Source organism: Arthrobacter sp. NicSoilB11 (genome assembly GCF_019977375.1).
Lineage (GTDB): Bacteria > Actinomycetota > Actinomycetes > Actinomycetales > Micrococcaceae > Arthrobacter.
Genome location: NZ_AP024657.1, coordinates 1476644 through 1499543 on the forward strand (window position 1 = coordinate 1476644; position 22900 = coordinate 1499543).

Sequence of the window (22900 nt, forward strand, 5' to 3'; positions counted from 1 at the left end):
GGGAAAAGAGAGCCTCGTACCGGTCTCTGACGAGGATGCCGTTCGGCCGCACAATCTGAGGAAAAACACGCTGTGACAACTCTGCTGGGGAAGCTTGGGCTGAAGAAGCGACATAAGAAGGCCGCAGCCGGTACTGCGTTTGGTGTGGTGCTGGCTGTGGTGGTGACGGGCGCGGTGTTGTATCCGGGGTTCAAGACCACTGAGGTGGAGTTGAACGATGGCGGTGTGTGGGTGGTGTCCAAGACCAAGAACGCTGTGGGTCGGTTGAATTATCCTTCCAGGGTGCTTGATGGTGCCGTGACGCCTGCGTCTACCACCTTTGATGTCCTTCAGCATGCGGGCGAGGTGTTCGTTGATGACGAGACTGGGTCGACGTTGAACCAGGTGTCGCCGGCGAATATGCGCTTGGGTGGGGATAAGCAGTTGCCGGGCTCGGCTGATGTGAGTTTCGGGGCGCGGACCATTTCGGTGACGGATGCTGCGTCGGGCAAGGTGTGGGCGGTGTCGCCGTCGACGGTGAATGGTTTTGACCAGGAGGCGTCGGAGCCGGTGATGGTGGGTTCTGAGGGGATTGTGTCGGCGGTTGGTTCTGATGACCGGATCTACTCGGCGGATCCGAAGACCGGGGTTGTGACGGTGACGGGTGTTGATGCCAATGGTGCGGTGACGTCGTCGGAGTCCAGTACCTGGGATGGGCTCAAGGGGGCCGGGGATCTGCAGATGACCGTGGTGGGGGACCAGCCCGTGGTGTTGGATGCTGCGGCGGGGAACCTGTTCCTGCCTGGTGGTAAGCGGTTGGCGTTGGAGAATGCCCGGGATGCGAAGTTGCAGCAGGCCGGGCCGGACAGCGATGTTGTGGCGGTGGCGACGCGGAAGGCGTTGTTGAAGCAGCCTCTTGACGGGGGGACGGCCAAGACGGTGGCGTTCGACGGCGAGGGTGTCCCTGCTGCTCCGGTGCAGTTGGGCGGGTGTGTGCATGCGGCGTGGTCGGGTGCGAACAAGTATGTCCGGGATTGCGTCAATGATGGTGACGATAAGAAGGTTGACGTGCCCAGGGCGAGTGCGTCGCCGTCGTATGTTTTCCGGGTGAACCGGGACCTGGTGGTCCTGAATGATGTGAACTCCGGGAACGTGTGGCTGGTGAACCAGAACATGCAGCTGGTCAACAACTGGGACGACGTCATCCCACCAAAGAACCAGTCCGACGACCAGGACCAGGAGTCGGCGGACAACAACACCATCAACATCCTGCCGGACCGCACCAAGCCCAACCGGCCGCCTGAAACCAAACCGGACGCCATCGGTGTCCGCCCGGGCCGGACCACCATCCTCAGCGTCCTGGACAACGATTCCGACCCCGACGGCGACGTCCTCACCGCAGCGGTGGGGGACAACGGACCTAAATCGGGGACCCTGGAAAACATCTACGGCGGCACGGCGTTCCAGATCACCGTTCCAGCCGACGCCAAGCCAGGCACGGAGACATTCAACTACAGCGCCTCCGATGGGAGGGGCCTGTCCGCGACCGGACAGGTGACGCTCAGCGTGGTGGGGCCCGACGAAAACAAGCCGCCGAAGTTCAAGCGCGGCGAAGACACCACCATGCTGGTGGAACAGGGCAAGACCGTCAGCCAGAACATCCTGACCGACTGGATTGATCCCGACGGCGACGACCTGGTCCTGCTGGACGCCAAGGCCGACAACGACCAGGACCAGGTGAAGGTCCGGCGCGACGGCCTGCTCACTTTCCAGGACTCCGGGGCTACCGCGGGGAAGAAGAACGTCCAGGTCACCATCTGGGACGGCCGCGCCACCGTCACCGGCAAGGTGGTGGTCAACGTCCAGCCGCCCGGCGCCCTCGCGCCGGTGGTCAATGCCAACCACGTCACCGCCGTCGTGGGCCAGGACCTGGTGATCTCACCGCTGAAGAACGACGTCGACCCCAACGGAGGTGCCCTCCGGCTGGCGCAGGTGGAAGCGAACGGCCCCGCCGAACTCGGCCCCGTGACCGACGGCGGTACCTTCACGTTCCGCAGCAGCACCCCCGGCCCGGTCTACCTGACCTACATCGCCAGCAACGGCCCGCAAAGCAGCCAGGGCCTCATCCGCGTGGACGTCGAGTCCGGCAACGACGGCGGCGACCCCGTGGCGGTCCACGACGTTGCCCTCATGCCTACCGGCGGCAGTGTGCTCCTGGACCCGCTGGCGAATGACTCCGACCCATCCGGCGGCGTCCTGGTGCTGCAGTCCGTCAAACTTCCGGACAACGCCACCGTCTCCGTCAGCGTAATCAACCACAGCGTCCTGAGGATCACGGACATCCTCGGCACCAAGGACCCCATCCTCTTCGAATACACCATGTCCAACGGCAGGAAGTCCGCCACGGGCAGCGTGTCCGTGGTGCCCGTTCCGGCCCCCGCTGTGTTGGAGGCGCCGCAACCCAAACCGGACGAGGTGAACGTCCGCGTCAACGACGTCGTCACCATCCCGGTCCTGGACAACGACACCCATCCGCAGGGCCAGGAACTGTCTGTGGACCCCGTCCTGCCGCAGGCCGTGGATCCCGCCGACGGCAAGAGCTTCGTCTCCGAGAACACGCTCCGCTTCATTGCCGGCAGCCAGCCCAAGACCGTGCGCGCCATCTACAACGCGGTGGATCCGCAGAGCCAGAAGAGCGCAGCCGCCGTCACCATCCACATCCTGCCGCTCGAGGGCGCGGAGAACTCCCGCCCCCAGCCGCGCAACCTGACCGCCCGCGTGGTGGCGGCCGGCACCGTCCGGATTCCGGTTCCCCTTGACGGCATTGACCCCGACGGCGACTCGGTGCAGCTGACCGGCATCGACAGCACCCCTGCCATGGGAACCGCCACGGTGGGCAGTAACTTCATCGACTTCACCGCCGCAGGTGACGGCGCCGGTACAGACACCTTCCGCTACAAAGTGGTGGACCGCCAGGGCGCCATCAACACGGGCACGGTGACGGTGGGCATCGCACCCCGCGGCGAGTCCAACCAGAAGCCCACCCCGGTGGATGACGAGGTCCGGGTACGCCCGGGCCGGCAGATCGCCGTCGACGCGACAGCCAACGATACCGATCCCGACGGTGACCGCATCCGCATCCTCACCGACGGCATCGAGGCGGATCCCGCGCTGCAGGCGAGAGTGAGCAAGAACAGCGGACGCGTCATCCTGCTTGCACCGAAGGAAGCCGGGACCGTCAATGTTCGGTACACCGTGGCTGATGACAGGGACGCTGCGGCTCAGGCAACCATCCGGCTGGTGGTTGACAACGACGTGCCGTTGAAGGCCCCGATCGCCAGGGACGACAGGGTGACTGCCGCGCAGGCCATGGGCAAGACCGCCGTGGACGTTCCCGTCCTCAAGAATGACGAGGACCCGGACGGTGTGGGCGAGAACCTGAAGATCAGCACCGAGGCCGCGACTGCCCGCCCCGGCGGCAATGGCAACGTTCTGGTGGACCTCACCGAGCAGCCCCAGCTCATCCCGTACACCGTGGAAGACGTGGACGGGCAGCAGTCCACGGCAATCATTTGGGTGCCCGGGCTGGGCCAGCAGGTTCCCACCCTGGCCAAGGATGGGGTCATCGAGGTGGTCGCCGGACAGTCCGTCGACGTGGACCTCAAGGAATGGGTCAAGGTCCGGGAAGGACGGTCGCCCCGCCTGACCCAGGCCGACCGCATCAAACTCATCGGCGCGGACGGCGGCGACCCCATCATCCGGGACGGTGCTGGCCTGAAATACTCTGCAGGAGCTGACTACGTTGGCCCCGGATCGCTCACGTTCGAAGTAACCGACGGCTCGGGCCCAGACGATCCTGCCGGCCTGAAGTCCACCCTCAGCATCCGTACAAAGGTGCTCCCGGACCCCGATAAGAACAACCCGCCGGAACTGCTCGGCGCGGACGTTGATGTCCCGAAGGGTGACACGGCCAGCACGGACCTGGGAAAGCTGACCTCCGATCCCGACCGGGACGACGTCGAAAAGATGAAGTACCAGCTGGTGGGCGACCCGCCCGGCGGTTTCGGTGCACGTATCGAAGGCCAGACGCTGAAGGTTTCGGCGGCGGATTCCACGGCCACCGGTACCAGGGCTGCCGTCCAGGTCAAGGCGACCGACCCCCGCGGGCTTGAAGCCACGGCCACGTACCAGCTTGCCGTGACCGCCTCCAACCGGCCCAAGCCGGTGGCCAACGACGACGTGCAGGACAACGCGGCCGCCGGCAAGCCGGTGACGATCAACGTCCTGGCAAACGATGCCAACCCGTTCCCCGAAACACCGCTCAAGATAATCGCCGCCAACACCGAGACCGGCAGCGGCAACGTGGGCGTCAATGGTGACTCCATCACCGTTACCCCTGCCCCGGGCTTCACCGGGACTCTTGTGGTTGCCTACACGGTGGAGGACAAAACGCAGGACAGCTCCCGGCATGCCACGGCCCGGGTCCGGCTGACTGTCAAGGACAAGCCTGCAGCTCCCACCACGCCCCAGGCCCAGAGCGTGGGGGACCAGACCGCATTGCTGAACTGGTCCGCGCCGGCGGACCGCGGCTCGCCCATCACGAAGTACACGGTGTATGGGGAAGGCGGCTTCCGGCAGGACTGCCCGGCCAACACCTGCACCCTGAATGGACTGACCAACAACACCACCTACCACTTCCAGGTGACGGCCACCAACGAGTTCGGTGAATCCGACCGGTCCCCGGCCTCGGCCGACGTCCGTCCTGACGTGAAGCCCGACACCCCGCTGGCGCCGTCGCTGAAGTTCGGCGACAAGCAGTTGACGGTCACCTGGACGGCTCCGGCCAGCAAGGGCTCGCCGGTGAAGTCCTACGACCTGGAGATATCCCCGGCTCCTGCCGGCCAGAATGCCCAGGTCCAGGGACTGACATCCGTCAACTACGTCTGGAAGGGCCTGCAGAACGGCGTCTCCTACAAAGTCCGGGTCTTGGCCCGCAACGACGCCAAGGACCCCTCCGAATGGAGCCCATATTCGGCGGCGGAAGTCCCTGCCGGTGTCCCGGCAACCCCTGCAGCGCCCAGCGTGGCACAGGCGACGCCGGTGGGCTCGCAGAGCCAGTTGCGGGTGGTTTGGTCGGCACCCAATAACAACGGTGACGCCGTTTCCGCCTACACGCTGACTACGCTTCGGGGCGGAGCCGCCATTGCCAGCCAGCAGGTGTCCGGTACGTCGCAGAACGTCACGGTGGACAACTCGGAGTCCAGTTACACCTTCACCGTTTCGGCCACGAACAAAGCCGGCACCAGCAACACCAGTGCGCCGTCGGCCGCCACGCGTGCCGTAGGCAAACCCGGAACGGTGGCGGCTCCCTCAGCTACTTTGGTGGACACCAACGGCAACGGCGGCAAGATCGATGTCCGGTTTACGCCGCTGACGGACGCCCAGCGGAACGGCTCGGCGCTCAGCGAAATTTCCTACCGCTACAGCCTGACCTCCGGAGGGGGCTCCGGCACTATCCCTGCCGGCGGAGGCGTGGTTGCCGCCGCCAACGGCACCCAGACCTCAGTGGTGGTGTGGGCTGTTTCCTCCCGGAGTACCTCCGCCGGTGATGCCAGCGCCCCGTCCAACGCCGTCAACCCGTATGGTCTGGCCTTTGCCCCGAATGTCACGGGAAGCAAGAGCGGCGGCGTGGGCGACAATACGGTCTCCTGGACCTGGAACCAGCCGGACGGCAACGGCCGGGCAGTGACCGGTTACCAGTACAGTGTCGACGGCGGAGCGTGGCAGGACACCAACCAACGGTCATTCTCGAAAACCGTTGGTTACAGCCAGACAGTCACGCTCCGTGTCCGGGCCATCAGCGCCGGACAGGCCGGCCGCATCGGCAGCGATACATCCAGCAGCGGCGCCGCCCCGCCGCCGCCGGGACCCAAGCTGTGGAACGTCGTCGTCCGGGTCAACAGCTGCCTTGAAGAAGCCAAGGGCACCGGCGACCACTGGGGCTCCGGAAACTGCACGTCCTACATGATGCCGCAGGGGTCCAACCTTGGGCTCGAGTGCTACCGCGATGGCTGGGGCTCCAGCCGCTGGTACTACATCTACGAACGGAACGGTACCCGGTGGACCAACCAGTACCGGTTCATCAGGGCTGACACCATCACCGGGTCAACCGCCGGAATGGGATCCTGCCCGGCCAGTTACTAGGGCAGGCGCAACCTGCTCTGCCAACAAGCACTTCAACCAGCCACAACCAGAGGAAGAACAACTTTCATGACCATGACCATTGAGCAGGCCGAGTGGTTTGCAGGCACATTCGAAAAGCTGGTTGCCAACGTGGGGCAGGCGGTGCTGGGCAAGGAACACGTCATCCGGCTTACCTTCACAGCCATGCTGGCCGAGGGCCACGTCCTGTTTGAGGACGCCCCGGGTACGGGCAAGACCTCTCTTGCACGGGCGCTGGCCGCCACCGTACAGGGGTCCAACAACCGCATCCAGTTCACCCCCGACCTGCTGCCCTCCGACGTCACCGGCGTGACGATCTACGACCAGAAGACGCAGAAGTTCGAGTTCCACAAGGGCCCGATCTTTAACAACATCGTCCTGGCCGACGAAATCAACCGTGCCTCGCCCAAGACCCAGTCCGCGCTGCTTGAGGTCATGGAGGAATCCCGGGTCACCGTGGACGGCGTGACGTACTCGGCCGGGCGGCCGTTCATGGTGATGGCCACCCAGAACCCCATCGAGCAGGCAGGCACCTACCGCCTGCCCGAGGCCCAGCTGGACCGCTTCCTGATCAAGACCTCCATCGGCTACCCTGACCACGCCTCCACCGTCCGGCTGCTGGGCGGAAACAACCTGAAGGACCGGTCCAAGGACCTGTCTGCCGTCATCACCACCCAGGCGGTGGCGGACATGGCCGACCTCGCCGCCACGGCGCACGTGGACACCGCCGTGCTTGAGTACATCTCCCGGCTCTGCGAGGAAACCCGCAGTGCCCCGGAGACGCGCCTCGGCGTCTCCGTCCGCGGCGCCCTGGCCATGGTCCGGGCCGCCAAGGTCTGGGCTGCCTCGCAGGGACGGAACTTTGTGCTGCCGGATGACATCAAGGAACTGGCACCCGTGGTGTGGACCCACCGGTTCGTGATGGACCCCGAAGCCGAATTCTCGGGCGCCACCGCTGAGGCCGTGCTGACCAGGATCCTCGCCGACGTCGCCGCCCCGCAGCAGCGCACCAACGCCTGAGGCGCCGGGCCCGCGGCTTCAAGCCGCAGCCACCACCACTGACATTCCAGCGCAACAACGAAGGCACACCCCTATGTCTGACGGCACGTCCAGCGGCGCCCCGCTGACCCGGCTCGCGGAGCGTCTCCGGCAACCCTTCCACCGGAACGGCCGCCCCACCCGGCTGCACCCCGCGGCCGTATGGTCCGAAGCCAGCAGCACCGCCCTCCTCGCCCTGGCACCCGCCGGGCGGGCTGTCCGGGACACCTGGCTGAGGTACGCCTGGCCGGTGCTGTCCGTGGTCAGCATCCTGGGGTGGTCCGTCCTGGCCGCTGCCATCCTGCTGTGGGCCACAGGCCAGGCCTTCGGTTGGCAGGAAGCCACGGCAGCGTCCATTGCCGCCTTCGCCATGTTCGTGATCTCGGTGGCCTTCATCCTCGGCAGGTCCTCCTACGGCGTGGTGCTGGACCTTGCCCGCACGCGGGTGGCGGTGGGGGACAGCGCCGTCGGCAGCATTGCCGTCTCCAACACGTCGGCCCGGCCGCTGCTGCCGGCCGCGCTGGAACTGCCGGTGGGCAGCACCACGGCGGTCTTCCACCTGCCCCGGATGAAGCCCGGACAGGTCCATGAGGACCTGTTCACCATCCCCACCGCCCGGCGCGCCGTCATCGTGGTGGGACCGGTCCGCTCCGTCCGGGCCGACCCCCTGCACCTGCTGCGCCGCCAGGTCCTCTGGACCGAGCCGGAGGACCTCTTCGTCCACCCGCGCACCGTTGCCCTGGCCGGTTCCGCCGCAGGCTTCATCCGCGACCTCGAGGGCATGCCCACCACGGATCTGTCCAGCGCCGACGTCTCCTTCCACGCCCTGCGCGACTACGTGCCCGGGGATGACCGCAGGCACATCCACTGGAAGACCACGGCCCGGACCAACAAGCTGATGGTGCGCCAGTTCGAGGAAACCCGCCGCGCCCACCTGGCCATCTCGCTGTCCATTAACACGGACGAATACGCTTCCGGCAACGAGTTCGAGATGGCCATTTCGGTGGCCGCCTCCATCGGCCGGCAGGCAATCCGCGAACAGCGGGAACTGGATGTGCTCACGCAAAAAGGACCCCTGCGCTGCGAAACCGGCCGCAACATGCTTGATGACATGACCCGGATCGTCGGCACCCCGATGCGCCGCACCGCCGTCGACCTTGCCAGGACCCTGGCCGACACGGTGCCCAATGCCTCCGTCGTGTTCTTCGTGGTGGGCAGCAATGTGACGGCAAGCCAGCTCCGTTCCGCTGCAGCCTCCGTCCCGCCCGGCGTCCGAAGCCTGGCGGTCCGGGTGGAAACCGGCGCCGCCCCCTCCAGGGCCAACATCGCAGACCTCACTGTCCTGACGCTCGGCGACCTGGCCGACCTTGCCATCGTGCTGAGAAAGGCTGCCGCATGAGCACCGCACCCGGCCATTCGCCACAAAGCGGTTCCCCGCAAACCCGTACCCGCCGCAAGGCCGCCACCCCGGATTCGGCCTTTGCGGACGGCCAGCCGGCCTGGCATTTCCTGATCGATGCCGGAGCCTTGGTGGTCCTGCTGGGCCTGGGCCTGCTCGGATTCGGTTTGAGCTTCGGCGGCGACCCGTACTACCTCCTGTCCGGGTTCGGCGGCATCATCCTTGGCCTGGGCATCGGCGCGGCGAACGCCCACCTGCGACTGGGGCTGCTGATCACCACCGCCCTGGCCCTGGCCGCCTACCTGGTGTTCGGAACCTTGCTGGCGGTGCCGGACGCCGCCATCGCCGGATTCGTCCCCACCCTGGATTCGCTGCGGACCCTGCTCCTGGGCGTCGTCTTCGCCTGGAAGGACATGCTGACGGTGGGGGTGCCGGTGGGAACCGCCGGCGGCGTGCTCATCGTCCCCTTCCTAAGTTCGCTGGTCCTGGCACTCGTGGCAGCGCTCCTTACCTGGCGGGCAAGGAGCCCCTACCTGCCGCTCCTGCCGGTACTGGTCCTGTTCGTCACGGGCATCGCCTTCAGCACCAACGCCGCGTTCCTGATCCTGGAACGCGGCATCGGCCTGACCGTCCTCGGCATCGCCTGGGCAACCTTCCGCCGGGACGCCCTGCGCCGGAACAGCACCCGCCGGGTAGCGGTGAACAGCCCCCAGGCGGACAGTGCCACCGCACGCCGCGCCAGGATCCGCCGGCTGGGCATGGCCGCGGGGGTGATTGCCGCCAGCGTGGGAATCACCGCGGTGGCCGCGCCAATGGTCAGCGCCGGCGATGACCGGAAGGTCCTCCGCAACGTGGTGGTACCGCCGTTCGATCCCAAGGACTACATCACCCCCCTGGCCAGTTTCCGGAGCTACGTCAAGGACAAGAAGGACGACACCCTGTTCGTCGTCAAAGGCCTCCCGCGGGACGGCCGGGTGCGCCTTGGCGCCCTGGATGCCTTCAACGGCACCAACTACAACATGGACCCCAACGGTTCGGGCAACTTCAGCAAGGTGGGCGACGCCAAGTCCATCAACACCCTGGCCGACACATCCGGGGTAGTGCCCACCAACGACTACTCGATCAGCATCAACGTGGAGGACTACCAGGGCTTCTTCGTCCCCGGCGGCCGGAAGACCACGGGCATCAGCTTTGACCAGTCCGGCTCGGCTGCGGCTGCCGGACTCTACTTCAATCCCGGAACGGACACCGCAGTTACCACCAACGGACTGTCCCGCGGCGACACCTACACCGTGCAGGTGTCCGACCCCGTCAAGCTCGAGCACGGGCAGCTGACACAGTACGACTTTGCGAAGGTCTCCCTCCCCGATCCCCTGGAAGTTCCGCCGGTGGTGGGCTCCCAGGCCAACGACCTGTCCGCCGACGCCCCGACCGGCATCGACCGGGTGCGCCAGATCGAGGCGCACTTCCAGAAGACGGGGGCCTTCAGCAACGGTTTGGTCAGCGAGGGGCAGCTCCCCAGCGTCTCCGGCCACGGTTCAGCCCGGATCCGCAACCTGCTGACCGCCAAGCAGATGCTCGGCGACGATGAACAGTACGCGGTGGCCATGTCCCTGATGCTCCGGCACCTGGGCATCCCGTCCCGCGTGGTGATGGGTTTCTACCCTGAGCCAACCAGCCCGGAGAACGGTGCGGGTGAGGTGAAGATCACCGGAAAGGACGTCCACGCCTGGGTGGAGGTCGCGTTTGAACGCGTGGGCTGGGTCAGCTTCGACCCCACCCCGCCAAAGGACAACATCCCCATTCCGCCGGACCCCGAGAACAAGTCCAAGCCCAAGCCGCAGGTGCTGCAGCCGCCGCCCCCGCCGCAGGAGCCCGCGGACCTGCCGCCGGACTCCTCACCCGACGCCTTGGACGCGGACCAGAAAAAGAACAATCCCTGGCTGTTCTGGGGCGCCCTCCTGGGCGCGCTGGGCGTCGCCGCCATCCCGCTGGTGATCCTGGGTCTGCCGCTGTTGCTGATCGCCTTGTTGAAGGCACGACGGCGGAAGTCCCGTTTCCGGGACGGCCATCCCGCCCAGCGCGTGGGCGGGGGCTGGAACGAGGTGGTGAGCCTGGCAACCGACCTGGGTGCCGCCGTCGACACCCGTTCGACACGGCGGGAAAGCGCTGCGGTCCTGGCCGATGCCTTCCCGGCGACCCAGGGGACCACCACCATGCTGGCGCGCCGGGCCGACGCCTCGATCTTCGGCGCCGGGGAACCAACCGAAGAGGATGTCCGCGAGTACTGGACCATCGTTGATGGTTCCCTCAAGGAGATGACCTCCGGGATAGGGTTCTGGCGGCGACAGCAGGCACGGTTCTCGCCGCGTTCGCTGCTTGGCGACGCCCGGGCCGCGATGAACGCAGGCAAGGGCGCCAGCCTGCGCGGCGGCCGGGTGTCGCTGCCGGCGGTATCCGGGTTCATCGCTGCCCGCCGCCGTCGTGCCTCCGGCAGTGCCGGCGTACCGCCTGTTCAGCAAGGGCCTGTTCAACAAGGACCCAACCAACAAGGACCCAATCAGCAAGGGCCTGTTCAACAAGGACCCAACCAGCAAGGACCCGGCCAGCAGTGACCTTCGATCCCGAACGCTGCCCGCGCTGCCGGCAGCCCGTCCCTGCGGGTGCCACGTTCTGCACTGCCTGCGGCGCGCCGCTGCCCAACAGGGCGGCGCGCCGCCCCCGCACCCCGGACCTGCCGGCGGACCAAGCAAGGAGCGATCCCGGGGAAGCGCGCCCCGCGCACTCGTCCGGGATTCCCGGTACTATCCCGGTAGTAGAAAGGCCCCCGGCACAGCCGGCGGGCACCGCATTGACGGGCACCGCGCAAGCGGGCACCTTGCATACGGGTACCGTGCCGGGCAGGACGGGCGGTACCACAAGGGTGGGGGCCGCTCCAGGGGGAGGAACGGGAATGGCAGTGAACCTTCAGCTTGTTCCGGCTGCGGCGGGCAAGCGGCTTGGCGCTGCCGTCATTGATTGGCTGCCTGGGGTGGCGGTGCTGGTGGTGACGTTTGCCATCGGATTCGCCGGGATTACCCGCACCAGAAGCGGTGGCTTCATTGTCTATGACACGTCCTCTCTGGTGCTCTTTGGCGGCATCGGCCTTGGCCTGACCCTGGGTTACCTCTTCGTGGTGCTCGGGCTGGAAGCACGCACCGGCAAAACGCCCGGGAACCTGCTGATGGGCATCCGCAGCGCGGACCAGGACGGTTACGCTCCCGGCGCCGGCGCCGTGTTCCTGCGTGGCCTCATCACCGGAGCAGGCATCCTGTTGGCCGTGCTGGCCGCGGTGCTGGTGGTGGTCTTCAAGTGGTTTGACGCCGCCCTGCCCATCCTTGGCCCGCTGCTCCTGGTGGGTGGCGCGTGGGCCGTGCTGGTGGTGGTTTCCAGCCGGTGGGACAGGGACGGCGGGCTGCGGGGCTGGAATGACACCGCCGCCAAGACCCTGGTGTTCGATGTCAAGGCGGGCCGCGACCCCATCACCACCGGTGGCATCCAAGGGCCTTACAGCTTCGCGCCCCTGGACCTGCCGCCCGTGCAGCAGGTCCTGTCGCCGGTGGCCGGCGCCAACGTGGCCCAGACTCCCGTACACCAAGCCCCCGGACACCCAGCCCCCAGACACCCAGCCCCTGTACACCCAGCCCCTCATGCCCCTCTGCAAACCCCTGCGGCGCAACCTCCGGCTCCGGCACCCCAGGCACCTTCGCCGTCGGCCGCCCTGCCGTGGCAGACCATGCCCTACAGCCCACCTGCCTCCTTCGCGCCGCCGCCCGCCGCCGGCCACCGGATGCCCCCGCCGCATGTGGACGACGACGTCGAACGCACCCAGGTGCGGCCCGGAACCGGCGGCCCCGCCCCTGTGGCCGTCCTCCGTATCCGCTTGGACGACGGCCGCGACTTCCAGCTGGACCGCAGCGTCCTGGTGGGCCGGAACCCGGTGGGGCAGGCCGGGGAACAGCAGGCCCAGCTGTTGGCTGTGGATGACCCCGGCCGTTCGATCTCCAAGACGCACCTGCACCTGCTCACCGACGGCGCGGGCATCTGGGTGACGGACCGCCAGTCAACGAATGGAAGCGCCGTCACCACCCCGGACGGCCTGCGCACCCCCTTGGTGCCGGGCGTCCCCACGTTTGTTACCCCGGGATCCAGCGTGCACTTTGGAGACCGTACCTTTTACCTAGGACAGGCATGAACCAGCACCCCGCCAGTGTTTCCACCATCCAGCCGGGGCCGGGACTCAGCCTCGGCTACGGCTACGGAACGGACAGGGGACTCCGCCGGGAGTTGAACGAGGATTCGTATATCGCCGCCGATCCCGTCTTCGCCGTCGCTGACGGCATGGGCGGCCATGAAGCCGGCGAAATCGCCAGCGGCCTGTGCGTGCGGGCCCTGGCCGGGATTCCCCAGGTGGCCACGGGGGAGCGGAGCATCACCGCTGCCGTCCTCCAGCAGTACCTGGTGCGTGCGGACAACTCGATCCGTGAGGCCACCGGAGCCCGTGCCGGCACCACCCTTACCGGTGCTGTCGTGGTGGAACAGATGGGCATGCCGTACTGGCTGGTGGTGAACATCGGCGATTCCCGCACGTACCGGCTCAGCCAGGGACGGTTCGAGCAGATCAGCGTCGACCACTCGGAGGTCCAGGAACTCGTGGACGCGGGCGAAATCACCGCCCAGGAGGCCACCGTCCACCCGCGGCGGCACGTGGTCACCCGGGCCCTGGGCACGGGCGACGAGACGGAAGCGGACTACTGGCTCCTTCCCGTGGAGGAAGGCGACCGCGTCCTGGTCTGCTCCGACGGCCTGACGGGGGAACTGGCAGACGATGACATCCTCCGGATCCTCAGCAGCGTGGCGGATCCGCAGGAGGCGGTGGACGCCCTGATCCAGGCCGCCCTGCGCAGCGGCGGCCGGGACAACGTCACGGCCATCGTGGTGGACGCCAGGAACGTTTCGAACGACGACGGCGCTGGCACCACCGCGCCCCGCCTCACCTCCGCTGACGGGGACGAAGTGACCCTGCCGCGGCCGCAGGCATCCGAAGCCGTGACGCAGCCCCTGCCCGCACCGGTGGAGGAGACCGCGGACCACAACGGGGAGCCGGACGATGACCGCCGCTAGCTACATCCCCGGCACCTGGCTGGGCATTGTCAGGTCCCGCACCGCAGTCCTCCTGGGCCCCGGGTCGCCCGCGGAACTCGCAGGCGCATTGTGGGAACTCCTGGCCGGCCGGCCTGAGCCGCACGAGATCCTCGCCGCCGTGACCAGCACTTCCGGCGGATCCCTCACCCGCATCCCATCCTTCGGCATCCTGGATTTCAACGGATCCCTGCGGGTTTTCCTGCGGGGCGACATCGACCTCACCGTCGAACAGCCCGGGGGAGCCGTGGACCTCGACGGCCGGGACGTGACCACCTGGAACGAACGCAAATTCGTGGTCCCCGGCACGTGCCGGGTGGCGATTGCGGCTGGGACCACCGGTACCGCCGGGCTCGCCACCGAACAACCCGGGCTGCCGCTCGGTGAGGGCGTGGTGCTGCTGCAGTCCCTGACCCTGGGCGCACGCTCCGGCCCGGCTGCGGTCGATGCTCCGGCCGCAGCGGATGCTGTTGCACCGGCGGAAACTTCCGGCAGCGACGAGGCTTCTGCTGCTCCCGCCGGCCACGCCCCGGCTGACCTGCGGGAGCCGGACGTTCCGGACGAGGCGGAAGACCTGCCCGAAACCACGCTCCTGCCCGGGCATGCAGCCTCGGCCGAAACGGTGCTGGGGGTCATCGAAGAGGACGTTGATGAACGCCCGGCCGACGGGGTGGTCGATCCAGCGGAAGCCGCACACGCCCACGCCCGGGATGTCCATGACCCCGATGCCACTATTGCCCCGGATTTCATTATTGGTGTCGACGGGGAGCGTGGTGTCGACGGTGAGATTGGTGCCGGCGGGGAGCGCAGCGCTGAGGGAGAAGCTGTGGGGAATGCTTCAGGTGAGCCCGCCCCAATTGAGGTGCCGGAGACAGGCTTCGCCGGCGTTGCCCCCACCGGAGCCGGCGCCGGTCCCGCAGCGGAGATGACGACGTCCTATGACCATCTCTGGGACCGCACCGTCATGCGGCACATCGAAGACGCTGCCGTGCGTGAGGACCCTGACGACGATTCCGGCCAGGTGTCCCCGCAGCAACGCCCGGCCCTGCCGGCAGCCGAACCCCTGCCCGCCCTCCGCAGCCCGGAGGACCCGGCCCCGGATGTACCGGCAGCCGGTCCCGGGACTGCGACAGAGACCGACAGCCGCCACCAACCCACACCTGGCGCCGGACTTGGAATTGGATCCAGTGCCGGTACAACTGGAGAGCCCTCCGGCCGGCCCCGTCCTGCCTCCGCCGGCGTCCTCATCGACTCCGTCCCGTGGCGCACGGGGGGAGCTACGCCGGCCCACGACGCCCCTGGCTTCACCCCGCCGCCAAACCACGGCACGCCACTGGCTCCACCGGCATCCGGGGCACCTGCGCCCGTCGTACCGGCGCCTGCTGTATCCGGCACCGGCACCGGCACCGGTTTCGACCCCGACCACGATGGCCAGACGGTGATGAAAAGCAGCCTGCCGGGAACCGCGTCCGGTCCGGCAACAAACGCGCCGGCCGTCCAGCAGGACCCCGCCAATGGACCAATGGTGCTGGCCCGCGTCTGCGCCCAGGGCCACGCCAACCCACCCACACGTGCCCTCTGCAGCGCCTGCGGGGCTGCCCTGCTGCCGGATGCCGTGCAGGTGGCCCGTCCCAGGCTGGGCCGCATGCGCCTGTCCACCGGCGAACTGCTGGACCTCGACCAGTCGATGGTCATCGGCAGGCAGCCGTCAGTGTCCCGGGTGCAGGGCGGCGTGATGCCGCGGCTCGTCCAGGTGGCAAGCCCCGGCGGCGACATTTCCCGGTCCCACGTCGAGGTGCGGCTTGAGGGCTGGCACGTGATGCTCTGCGACCTCAAGGCCACCAACGGCACTGTCCTGGTCCGCGAAGGCCAACCGCCGCGCCGCCTGGCCCAGAACGAGATGGCCATCCTGCTCGACGGCGACATCGCGGAGCTGGGCGACAATATCTCACTGCGTTTTGAGGAGATTCCTTGAGTTCCAAACGGCCCGTTGCGCCGCCGCCCCGCATCCAGGGCTTCACCTACATCAGCCTGCTCGGCTCCGGCGGGTTTTCCGACGTCTACCTGTACGAACAGGACAGGCCGCGCCGGAAAGTCGCCGTCAAGGTGCTGCTCTCGGACCTCAAGACAGAGGGCGCGCGGCGGCGGTTCGAGTCCGAGGCCAACCTCATGGCCCAGCTGTCCTCGCACCCATACATCGTCACCATTTTCGAAGCGGAAGTCACCGATGACGGGCACTCCTACCTGGCCATGGAGTACTGCTCCCGGCCCAGCCTGGACGTGCGTTACCGGCGGCAGCGCTTCAGCGTTGACGAGGTCCTGGCGGTCGGCATCCAGGTGGCCTCCGCCGTCGAAACCGCCCACCGCGCCGGCATCGCCCACCGCGACATCAAGCCCGCCAACATCCTGGTGACGGACTACAACCGTCCTGCCCTCACCGACTTCGGCATCTCCGGCACCCTGGCCGGGGATTCTGATGACGATTCGGGCATGTCCATTCCCTGGTCCCCGCCCGAGCAGTTCCGGGACGGCGGCGTTGACGGCGTCATGGTGGACGTGTGGGCCCTCGGCGCCACGCTGTACACCCTGCTGGCCGGACGTTCACCCTTCGTGATGCCGGGCGCGGACAACTCGCAGCGTGAACTGATCAACCGGATCAGCAACATGGCGCTGCCGCGGCTGGGCCGTGCCGATGTGCCGGAATCACTGGAACTGGCCCTGGCAACCGCCATGGCCAAATCGCCCCAGTCCCGGTACTCCTCGGCCCACGCCTTCGCTCTGGCCCTGCAGCGCATCCAGGCCGAGCTCAACCTTTCCGTCACGCCTTTCGAGGTCCTGGAGGAGCCGCAGCAGGAGGAGGGCCACCCGGGCGACGGCACCGAGGAGACGCGCGTCCGCAGCATTGCTGCCATCGATCCGGAGCGGACCGGCAGCGCACCCACGTTCCCTGCCCGCACCCGCCCCAACCCGACCGGCACCGGGACTGACGCGACGGGGCCCCGGGGCGGCGCCCTCCCGCCGTCGCACTATGCTCCCGCCAGCCCCAGCCAATGGCAGCCTGCCCCGGCAGTGCCGCAGATTCCGGCCCGCACCACGTGGGCGGCGGCCACCGGGGCGGCTGCTCCGGCGGCAGCCACGGACGACGGCGCCGGCCAGGGGGAGTGGGCGCAGTCCACCGTCCTGCGTGGCAGCACAGGGACGGCCAACTACGGTGCACCCGTCACGGGCACAGGAGGAACGCAGGACACGGGCTACACCGTGGACGCAACAGTCCAGCGGGCGGTGAAGGCGGACGAGCCGCAAGCGGCTCCGAAGGCCGACCACGGCAAACGCAACCTCTGGCTCGCAATCGCCGGCGGCACCCTCCTGGTATTGGCGGCTGTGGTGGGCATCGTGGTGGCCAACACGGCGCCAGGCACCCCCAAGGCGGTGGAAACCCAGCAGGCCAGCAAACCCCCTGCGGACGCCCTGGACAGCGGCACCGTGCCCGATGTCGAAGGCCTGGCCGGAACGGTCGACACCAACGGCGAGGCATCCTTCTACTGGAACAACCCCGACCCCAAGCCGGGCGATACCTACAAATGGAGGGTCTATACCATCGGTGGGGGCGGCGACTACCAATCCATCACGCAGGCGCCCGTCCGGCTCAGGCCCAACCCGTCGGGGCAAACCTGCATCCAGGTCATGATCGTCCGCTCGGACGGTGCGTTCTCACCGCTGGGGTCCGGTTCCATCGCCTGCACCGGCCAATGAACGTCCCGCACTGCCGGTTTCACGGCAACACCACCACTCCGACTACCGCAACAGTTCTGCCTTGAGGAGGCACAGATCATGGGGGATCTAGCAATAGATTTCTGTGGCGAATGGTACGAGCCATCGGATGAGGACATCTTCAACATCGGCCGTGAAGGCGACCTTGAGGTGGACGACAACCCGTACCTGCACCGGCAGTTCCTGCAGGTCGCCCGCTACGACGGCATCTGGTGGCTGAGCAACGTGGGCAGCATGCTCTCCGCCACCGTGGCTGACGCCTCCGGCGGCATGCAGGCCTGGCTGTCACCCGGTGCGCGGATTCCGCTGGTGTTCAGCCACACCAATGTCATCTTCACGGCGGGGCCCACCACCTACGAGTTCGCCGTGCACGTGAAGACGCCGTCCTTCCGGCAGGAAGCCCGCGAAGAAGCCGGCAACGGGGACACCACCATCGGCCCCGTGGTCTTCACGGACGCGCAGAAGGCGCTGATCGTGGCGCTCGCCGAGCCTGTGCTCCGGCGTGAGGGCACCGGTTTCAGCACCATCCCGTCCTCCGCGGCGGCCGCCAAGACCCTGGGCTGGGCACTGACGCGCTTCAACCGCAAGCTGGACAACGTCTGCGACAAGCTGGACCGGGTGGGCGTGGCGGGACTGCGCGGCGGCGGCGGCAAGCTGGCCACCAACCGCCGGGCACGCCTGGTTGAACACGCCGTCACCACCCACCTGGTGACCCCCGATGACCTGTACCTGCTGGAGAAGATGAGGGGCGTGGACGAAGGATGAGGATCCGGCTGACACTCCGCCGCGAACCCGCCGACGCCAAGGACCTGGCCGTCACGGTGGACGGCATGGCCACCGTGGCCGACATCGCCACCGTCCTGTGGACGGCGGACCCCGCCCGCAAAGGCACCCCCGCGCCGGACAACCTTTCGCTGCGGATTGATGAAGCATTCGTGGGTGCCGGCATCAGCGGGAACATCCTGGCCCGGGAGGACAACCTCCTCGAATCAGGCCTGCGCCCCGGCTCGGTGGTATCGCTGGCCCAGGTCAGTGGGCAGTTCCACGAACCCGGGGCCAACCGGGGACCTGCCGCCGCAACCCTGCGCGTGTTGTCAGGGCCCGACGCCGGGCGCGAATTCTCGCTGCCCACCGGCACCAGCTACATTGGCCGGGACCGGGACGTGGACATCCGCCTGACGGATCCGCTGACCTCCAAACGGCACGCCCGGATCACGGTAGGCGAAGGCATCGAGATCGTTGACACCAACTCCGCCAACGGCCTCCTGATGGACGGGCTGCCCGTCACTAGGGCCACGCTGAACTCCTCCGACACGGTGACCCTGGGTGACACCACCGTCACCGTGGTGCCGCTGGGCCACAACCATGCGGCAGCGCCGACGTCGCCCCTGGTGGACTTCAACCGCTCCCCGCGGGTGGTGCCCCGCTTCGACGTCCCCAAGCGGGTTCTTCCTGCCGGGCCCAAGCGCCCCGAGGACCATCCCTTCCCCTACATCATGCTGGTGGCACCGCTGATGATGGGCGCGGTCATTTTCGCGGTCACGCAGAACGTGCTCTCCATGGTGTTCATGCTGATGATGCCCCTGTTCATCGTGGGCCACCACGTGGACCAGACAATGCGGACCCGGAAGCAGCAGAAGGAGCAGCTCAAGCAGTTCCGCGCCGCCATGGCCGCATTCCGGCAGGACCTTACGGAGCTGCAGCAGGTGGAACGCGCGGTCCGGCTGCAGGAAGCGCCGTCCGTAAGCGACACGGTGGACGCGATTTACAAGCTGGGGCCGCTGCTGTGGACGCACCGGCCGGAACACCCGTCGTTCCTCGGCCTGCGGTTCGGGCTGGGGACCGCGCCGTCCCGCATCCCGTTGGAAGAGCCCTCCAGCAACGACACCGAGGTCCAGTACAGCCGCGAAATCCAGGACTGCATCAAGCAGTTCAGCGGGATCGAAGGCGTCCCCGTGGTGTCCCAGCTGCGCACCTCCGGCGCGCTGGGGATCGCCGGCGCCCGCGGCCTGGTGGACGACGTGGCCCGTGGCATGGTGCTGCAGCTGGTGGGACTGCATTCCCCGGCCGAGGTGGTCCTCACCGCCATCACGTCCGCCCAGTCCCGGGAGCGCTGGAACTGGCTGCAGTGGCTGCCGCACGTAGGCTCGGGCCACAGCCCGCTGGGCGGGGACCACCTTGCCGCGGGGTCGGCCGGCGGCTCCTCACTGCTGGCCCGCCTCGAGGACCTGGTCGACGCCCGGGAGGCGGCGGCCAAACGGTCAGGCCCGGACCTGCGCCCCGGCATCGACCCCGTAAAGCATGAGCCCGAAGAGCCGGTCCTTCCCTCCGTGCTGGTCATCGTGGAGGACGACGCCCCGGTGGACCGCGGCCGCCTGACCCGGCTGGCCGAACGCGGTCCCGACTCCGGCGTGCACATCCTGTGGGTGGCCACTGACATCCAGTCACTCCCGGCTGCCTGCCGTGACTTCATGGTGGTGGACGGCGACCACGGCACCACCACCGGCCAGGTCCGGCTGGGCCGCCACACCTACCCGGTCAGCTGCGAGAGCGTGGACGCGGAGCTCGCAGCACAGCTGGCCCGGATGCTGGCGCCCGTGGTTGACGTGGGCAAGCCGGTCAATGACGATTCCGACCTGCCCCGCGCGGTGTCCTATGCGGCCCTGATCGGCAAGGACTTCCTGGACAATCCGCAGGCCGTGGTGGAGCGCTGGACGGAAAACAACTCCCTGCACGCCACCGCCGTGGCCAACCGCAAGGACAACGGGACCCTCAGGGCGCTGGTGGGCTCCAAGGGCATCGAGCCGCTGTACCTGGACCTGAAGAACGAAGGACCGCACGCCCTGGTGGGCGGCACCACCGGTGCCGGCAAGTCCGAGTTCCTGCAGTCGTGGGTCATGGGCATGGCTGCGGCCTACAGCCCCGACCGGGTCAGCTTCCTCTTCGTGGACTACAAGGGCGGAGCGGCGTTTGCCGACTGCATCAACCTTCCACACACGGTGGGCCTGGTCACGGACCTTTCCCCGCACCTGGTGCGGCGGGCCCTCACATCCCTGCGCGCGGAGCTGCACTACCGCGAGCAGCTGTTGAACCGGAAGAAGGCCAAGGACCTGCTGGCCCTGCAGCGGGAGGCGGACCCGGAGGCGCCGCCGTACCTGGTGATCATCGTGGACGAGTTCGCCGCGCTGGCCAACGACGTGCCCGAATTCGTGGACGGCGTGGTGGACGTCGCCGCCCGCGGCCGCTCCCTGGGCCTGCACCTCATCCTGGCCACCCAGCGGCCGGCGGGCGTCATCAAGGACAACCTGCGCGCCAACACCAACCTGCGGGTGGCGCTGCGCATGGCCGACGAGGACGACGCCACCGACATCCTGGGGGTGCCGGATGCGGCCTACTTCGACCCCGCCATCCCGGGCCGCGGTGCCGCCAAGACCGGGCCCGGACGGATCCAGGGATTCCAGACCGGCTACGCCGGCGGCTGGACCACGGATAAACCGCAGCGCCCCCAGATCGACATCGTGGAGATGGCCTTCGGCTCCGGTCCCAGTTGGGAAGCTCCGGCACCCGAAAAGCCTGCGGCCCCGGAACCGGCCGGTCCCAACGACATTGCCAGGATGACCTCCACCATCGTGCACGCGGCGGACACCCTGGCCATCCGGCCGCCGCGGAAACCATGGCTGGACGAGCTGGCCAAGACCTACGACTTCTCCAAGTTGCCCAACCCCCGCACCGACGAACAGCTGCTGCTGGGCGTCGCGGACGACCCCGTCCACCAGGACCAGCCCACCGTCTTCTACGAGCCTGACCGCGACGGCAACATGGCCATCTACGGCACCGGTGGTTCCGGCAAGTCCGCCGCCCTGCGCGGCATCGCGATTGCCGCGGCCGTCACCCCGCGCGGCGGCCCCGTCCACGTCTACGGCATCGACTGCGGCTCTTCCGGGCTGCGGATGCTTGAGGAGCTTCCGCACGTGGGGGAAATCATCAATGGCGACGACGTCGAACGCGTCGGGCGGTTGCTGCGCCTCCTCCGGGACATCGCCGAGCTGCGTTCCGCGCAGTTCGCCGAGGTGCGCGCCTCCACCATCGTGGAGTACCGGAGGCTGGCCAACCGGCCGGACGAGAAGCGGATCTTCGTGCTGGTGGACGGCATGTCAGCCTTCCGTGAGGCGTACGAGCACAGCAAGCTTTCCGGGCTCTGGGACATCTTCCTGCAGCTGGCCACGGACGGCCGGACCCTGGGCATCCACCTGGTGGTGACCGGGGACCGGCCCAACGCCGTCCCCGCGTCCCTGCTCGCCTCCATCCAGCGCCGCCTGGTCCTGCGCCTGTCCTCTGAGGACGACTACATTTCCATGGATGTTCCCAGGGATGTCCTCACGGCCACGTCGCCCCCGGGCCGTGGGCTGCTGGACGGGCTTGAAGTCCAGCTGGCCGTCCTGGGCGGCAATTCGAACCTGGCCCTGCAGGCCCGCGAGGTCCATAAGCTCAGCGAAGCCATGCAGCGGCAGGGCCTGGAAACCGCCCCGGGCATTGAGCGTCTCCCCGAGCAGGTGGACCTGGATGTCCTGCCGGCCGGCAGCCCCGACCTGCCCGTTATTGGAGTGGACGACGAGTCCCTGCAACCGGCCGAACTCATGGCGCGCGGACCGTTGCTCCTGGCCGGCCCGCCGGGCTCGGGGCGCACCGTGGCGCTGGTCACCCTGGCCTACGCGCTGCGCCGGTCCAATCCCGCCACGGAACTGGTCTACCTCGGGTCCCGCCGGTCCGCCGTCGCGTCCCTCCCCATCTGGAACCGCGCCGTGGTGGGCCCGGACGACGTCGCCGAAGTGGTGGAGGACCTGGTGGAGCACTCCACCGGAAACCCTGGCACCGTGGCCTTCTTCATCGAGGGCCTCACCGAGTTCACCGACACCATCGCCGAGTCAGGAATGGCGCAGCTGGTGACGGCGTCCCTCAAAGCAGACCAATGGGTCATCGGCGAGTCCGAATCCTCCACCTGGTCCTCCGCCTGGCAGCTTGCCCAGCCCTTCAAATCGGGCCGCCGCGGCCTGCTGCTGAACCCGGGGGATATTGAGGGCGACAGCCTGCTCAACACGTCCCTGGGCCGGGTCAGCCCGGACTTCATTCCGGGCCGCGGGTACGTGGTGGGGCGGGGCAAGGCACGGAAAATCCAGGTGGCGCTCCCGCCCGAAAACCGGGACTGAACAGCGCCGATGAATGCGGGGGCCGCGATCCGTCGGGATTTGCGGCCCCGCAGGACGTTGTAGAAGACTACCGGGGACACCAGAAAGCCGCGGTGGGGGGACT

Annotated in this window: 10 protein-coding genes and 1 pseudogene; all 11 read left to right on the plus strand. The window is 68.0% G+C overall.

Features of this window, described 5'->3' with window-relative positions; all coding sequences use genetic code 11:
- Positions 1 to 72 precede the first annotated feature (72 nt).
- Entirely contained in the window at positions 73 to 6183 is a 6111-nt protein-coding gene (locus tag LDO14_RS06895) for an Ig-like domain-containing protein (protein WP_223994546.1), read from the plus strand.
- 66 nt (positions 6184 to 6249) lie between these two features.
- Positions 6250 to 7221: a MoxR family ATPase gene (locus tag LDO14_RS06900; protein WP_223994548.1), complete on the plus strand. Its 972-nt coding sequence runs from the start codon at positions 6250 to 6252 to the stop codon at positions 7219 to 7221.
- Between the two features lie 73 nt (positions 7222 to 7294).
- A complete protein-coding gene (locus LDO14_RS06905; RefSeq protein WP_223994557.1) occupies positions 7295 to 8638 on the plus strand; it encodes a DUF58 domain-containing protein in 1344 nt (447 codons plus the stop codon).
- A complete protein-coding gene (locus LDO14_RS06910; protein WP_223994559.1) occupies positions 8635 to 11253 on the plus strand; it encodes a transglutaminaseTgpA domain-containing protein in 2619 nt (872 codons plus the stop codon). The genes LDO14_RS06905 and LDO14_RS06910 overlap by 4 nt, the downstream gene beginning before the upstream one ends.
- Positions 11250 to 11306 (plus strand): annotated as a pseudogene (locus LDO14_RS21565) (hypothetical protein); the annotation flags it as partial. The gene LDO14_RS06910 and the pseudogene LDO14_RS21565, both read left to right, overlap by 4 nt.
- A 285-nt stretch (positions 11307 to 11591) precedes the next feature.
- Complete coding sequence (locus LDO14_RS06920) at positions 11592 to 12872, plus strand: RDD family protein (RefSeq protein WP_018771880.1); 1281 nt, start codon at positions 11592 to 11594, stop codon at positions 12870 to 12872.
- Positions 12869 to 13801 carry a protein phosphatase 2C domain-containing protein gene (locus tag LDO14_RS06925; protein WP_018771881.1) on the plus strand — a complete coding sequence of 311 codons (933 nt, stop codon included), beginning with the start codon at positions 12869 to 12871 and terminating at the stop codon, positions 13799 to 13801. Before LDO14_RS06920 ends, LDO14_RS06925 begins: the two co-directional genes overlap by 4 nt.
- Positions 13788 to 15794 (plus strand): FHA domain-containing protein, encoded by a 2007-nt coding sequence (locus tag LDO14_RS06930; RefSeq protein ID WP_223994561.1) that lies wholly within the window; start codon positions 13788 to 13790, stop codon positions 15792 to 15794. Before LDO14_RS06925 ends, LDO14_RS06930 begins: the two co-directional genes overlap by 14 nt.
- Positions 15791 to 17572 (plus strand): serine/threonine-protein kinase, encoded by a 1782-nt coding sequence (locus tag LDO14_RS06935; RefSeq protein ID WP_223994563.1) that lies wholly within the window; start codon positions 15791 to 15793, stop codon positions 17570 to 17572. Before LDO14_RS06930 ends, LDO14_RS06935 begins: the two co-directional genes overlap by 4 nt.
- A 78-nt stretch (positions 17573 to 17650) precedes the next feature.
- On the plus strand, positions 17651 to 18355 hold the full coding sequence (locus tag LDO14_RS06940) for a hypothetical protein (RefSeq protein WP_018771884.1): 705 nt from the start codon (positions 17651 to 17653) through the stop codon (positions 18353 to 18355).
- A complete protein-coding gene (locus LDO14_RS06945; protein WP_223994565.1) occupies positions 18352 to 22797 on the plus strand; it encodes an FtsK/SpoIIIE domain-containing protein in 4446 nt (1481 codons plus the stop codon). Before LDO14_RS06940 ends, LDO14_RS06945 begins: the two co-directional genes overlap by 4 nt.
- Positions 22798 to 22900: the final 103 nt, after the last annotated feature.

What these genes read in the sequence shown, in the direction of transcription:
- LDO14_RS06910 (WP_223994559.1), top strand. Translation starts at nt 8,635, where the DNA reads ATGAGCACCGCACCCGGCCATTCGCCACAAAGCGGTTCCCCGCAAACC.
- LDO14_RS06905 (WP_223994557.1), top strand. Translation starts at nt 7,295, where the DNA reads ATGTCTGACGGCACGTCCAGCGGCGCCCCGCTGACCCGGCTCGCGGAG.
- LDO14_RS06940 (WP_018771884.1), top strand. Translation starts at nt 17,651, where the DNA reads ATGGGGGATCTAGCAATAGATTTCTGTGGCGAATGGTACGAGCCATCG.
- LDO14_RS06925 (WP_018771881.1), top strand. Translation starts at nt 12,869, where the DNA reads ATGAACCAGCACCCCGCCAGTGTTTCCACCATCCAGCCGGGGCCGGGA.
- LDO14_RS06920 (WP_018771880.1), top strand. Translation starts at nt 11,592, where the DNA reads ATGGCAGTGAACCTTCAGCTTGTTCCGGCTGCGGCGGGCAAGCGGCTT.
- LDO14_RS06930 (WP_223994561.1), top strand. Translation starts at nt 13,788, where the DNA reads ATGACCGCCGCTAGCTACATCCCCGGCACCTGGCTGGGCATTGTCAGG.
- LDO14_RS06900 (WP_223994548.1), top strand. Translation starts at nt 6,250, where the DNA reads ATGACCATGACCATTGAGCAGGCCGAGTGGTTTGCAGGCACATTCGAA.
- LDO14_RS06945 (WP_223994565.1), top strand. Translation starts at nt 18,352, where the DNA reads ATGAGGATCCGGCTGACACTCCGCCGCGAACCCGCCGACGCCAAGGAC.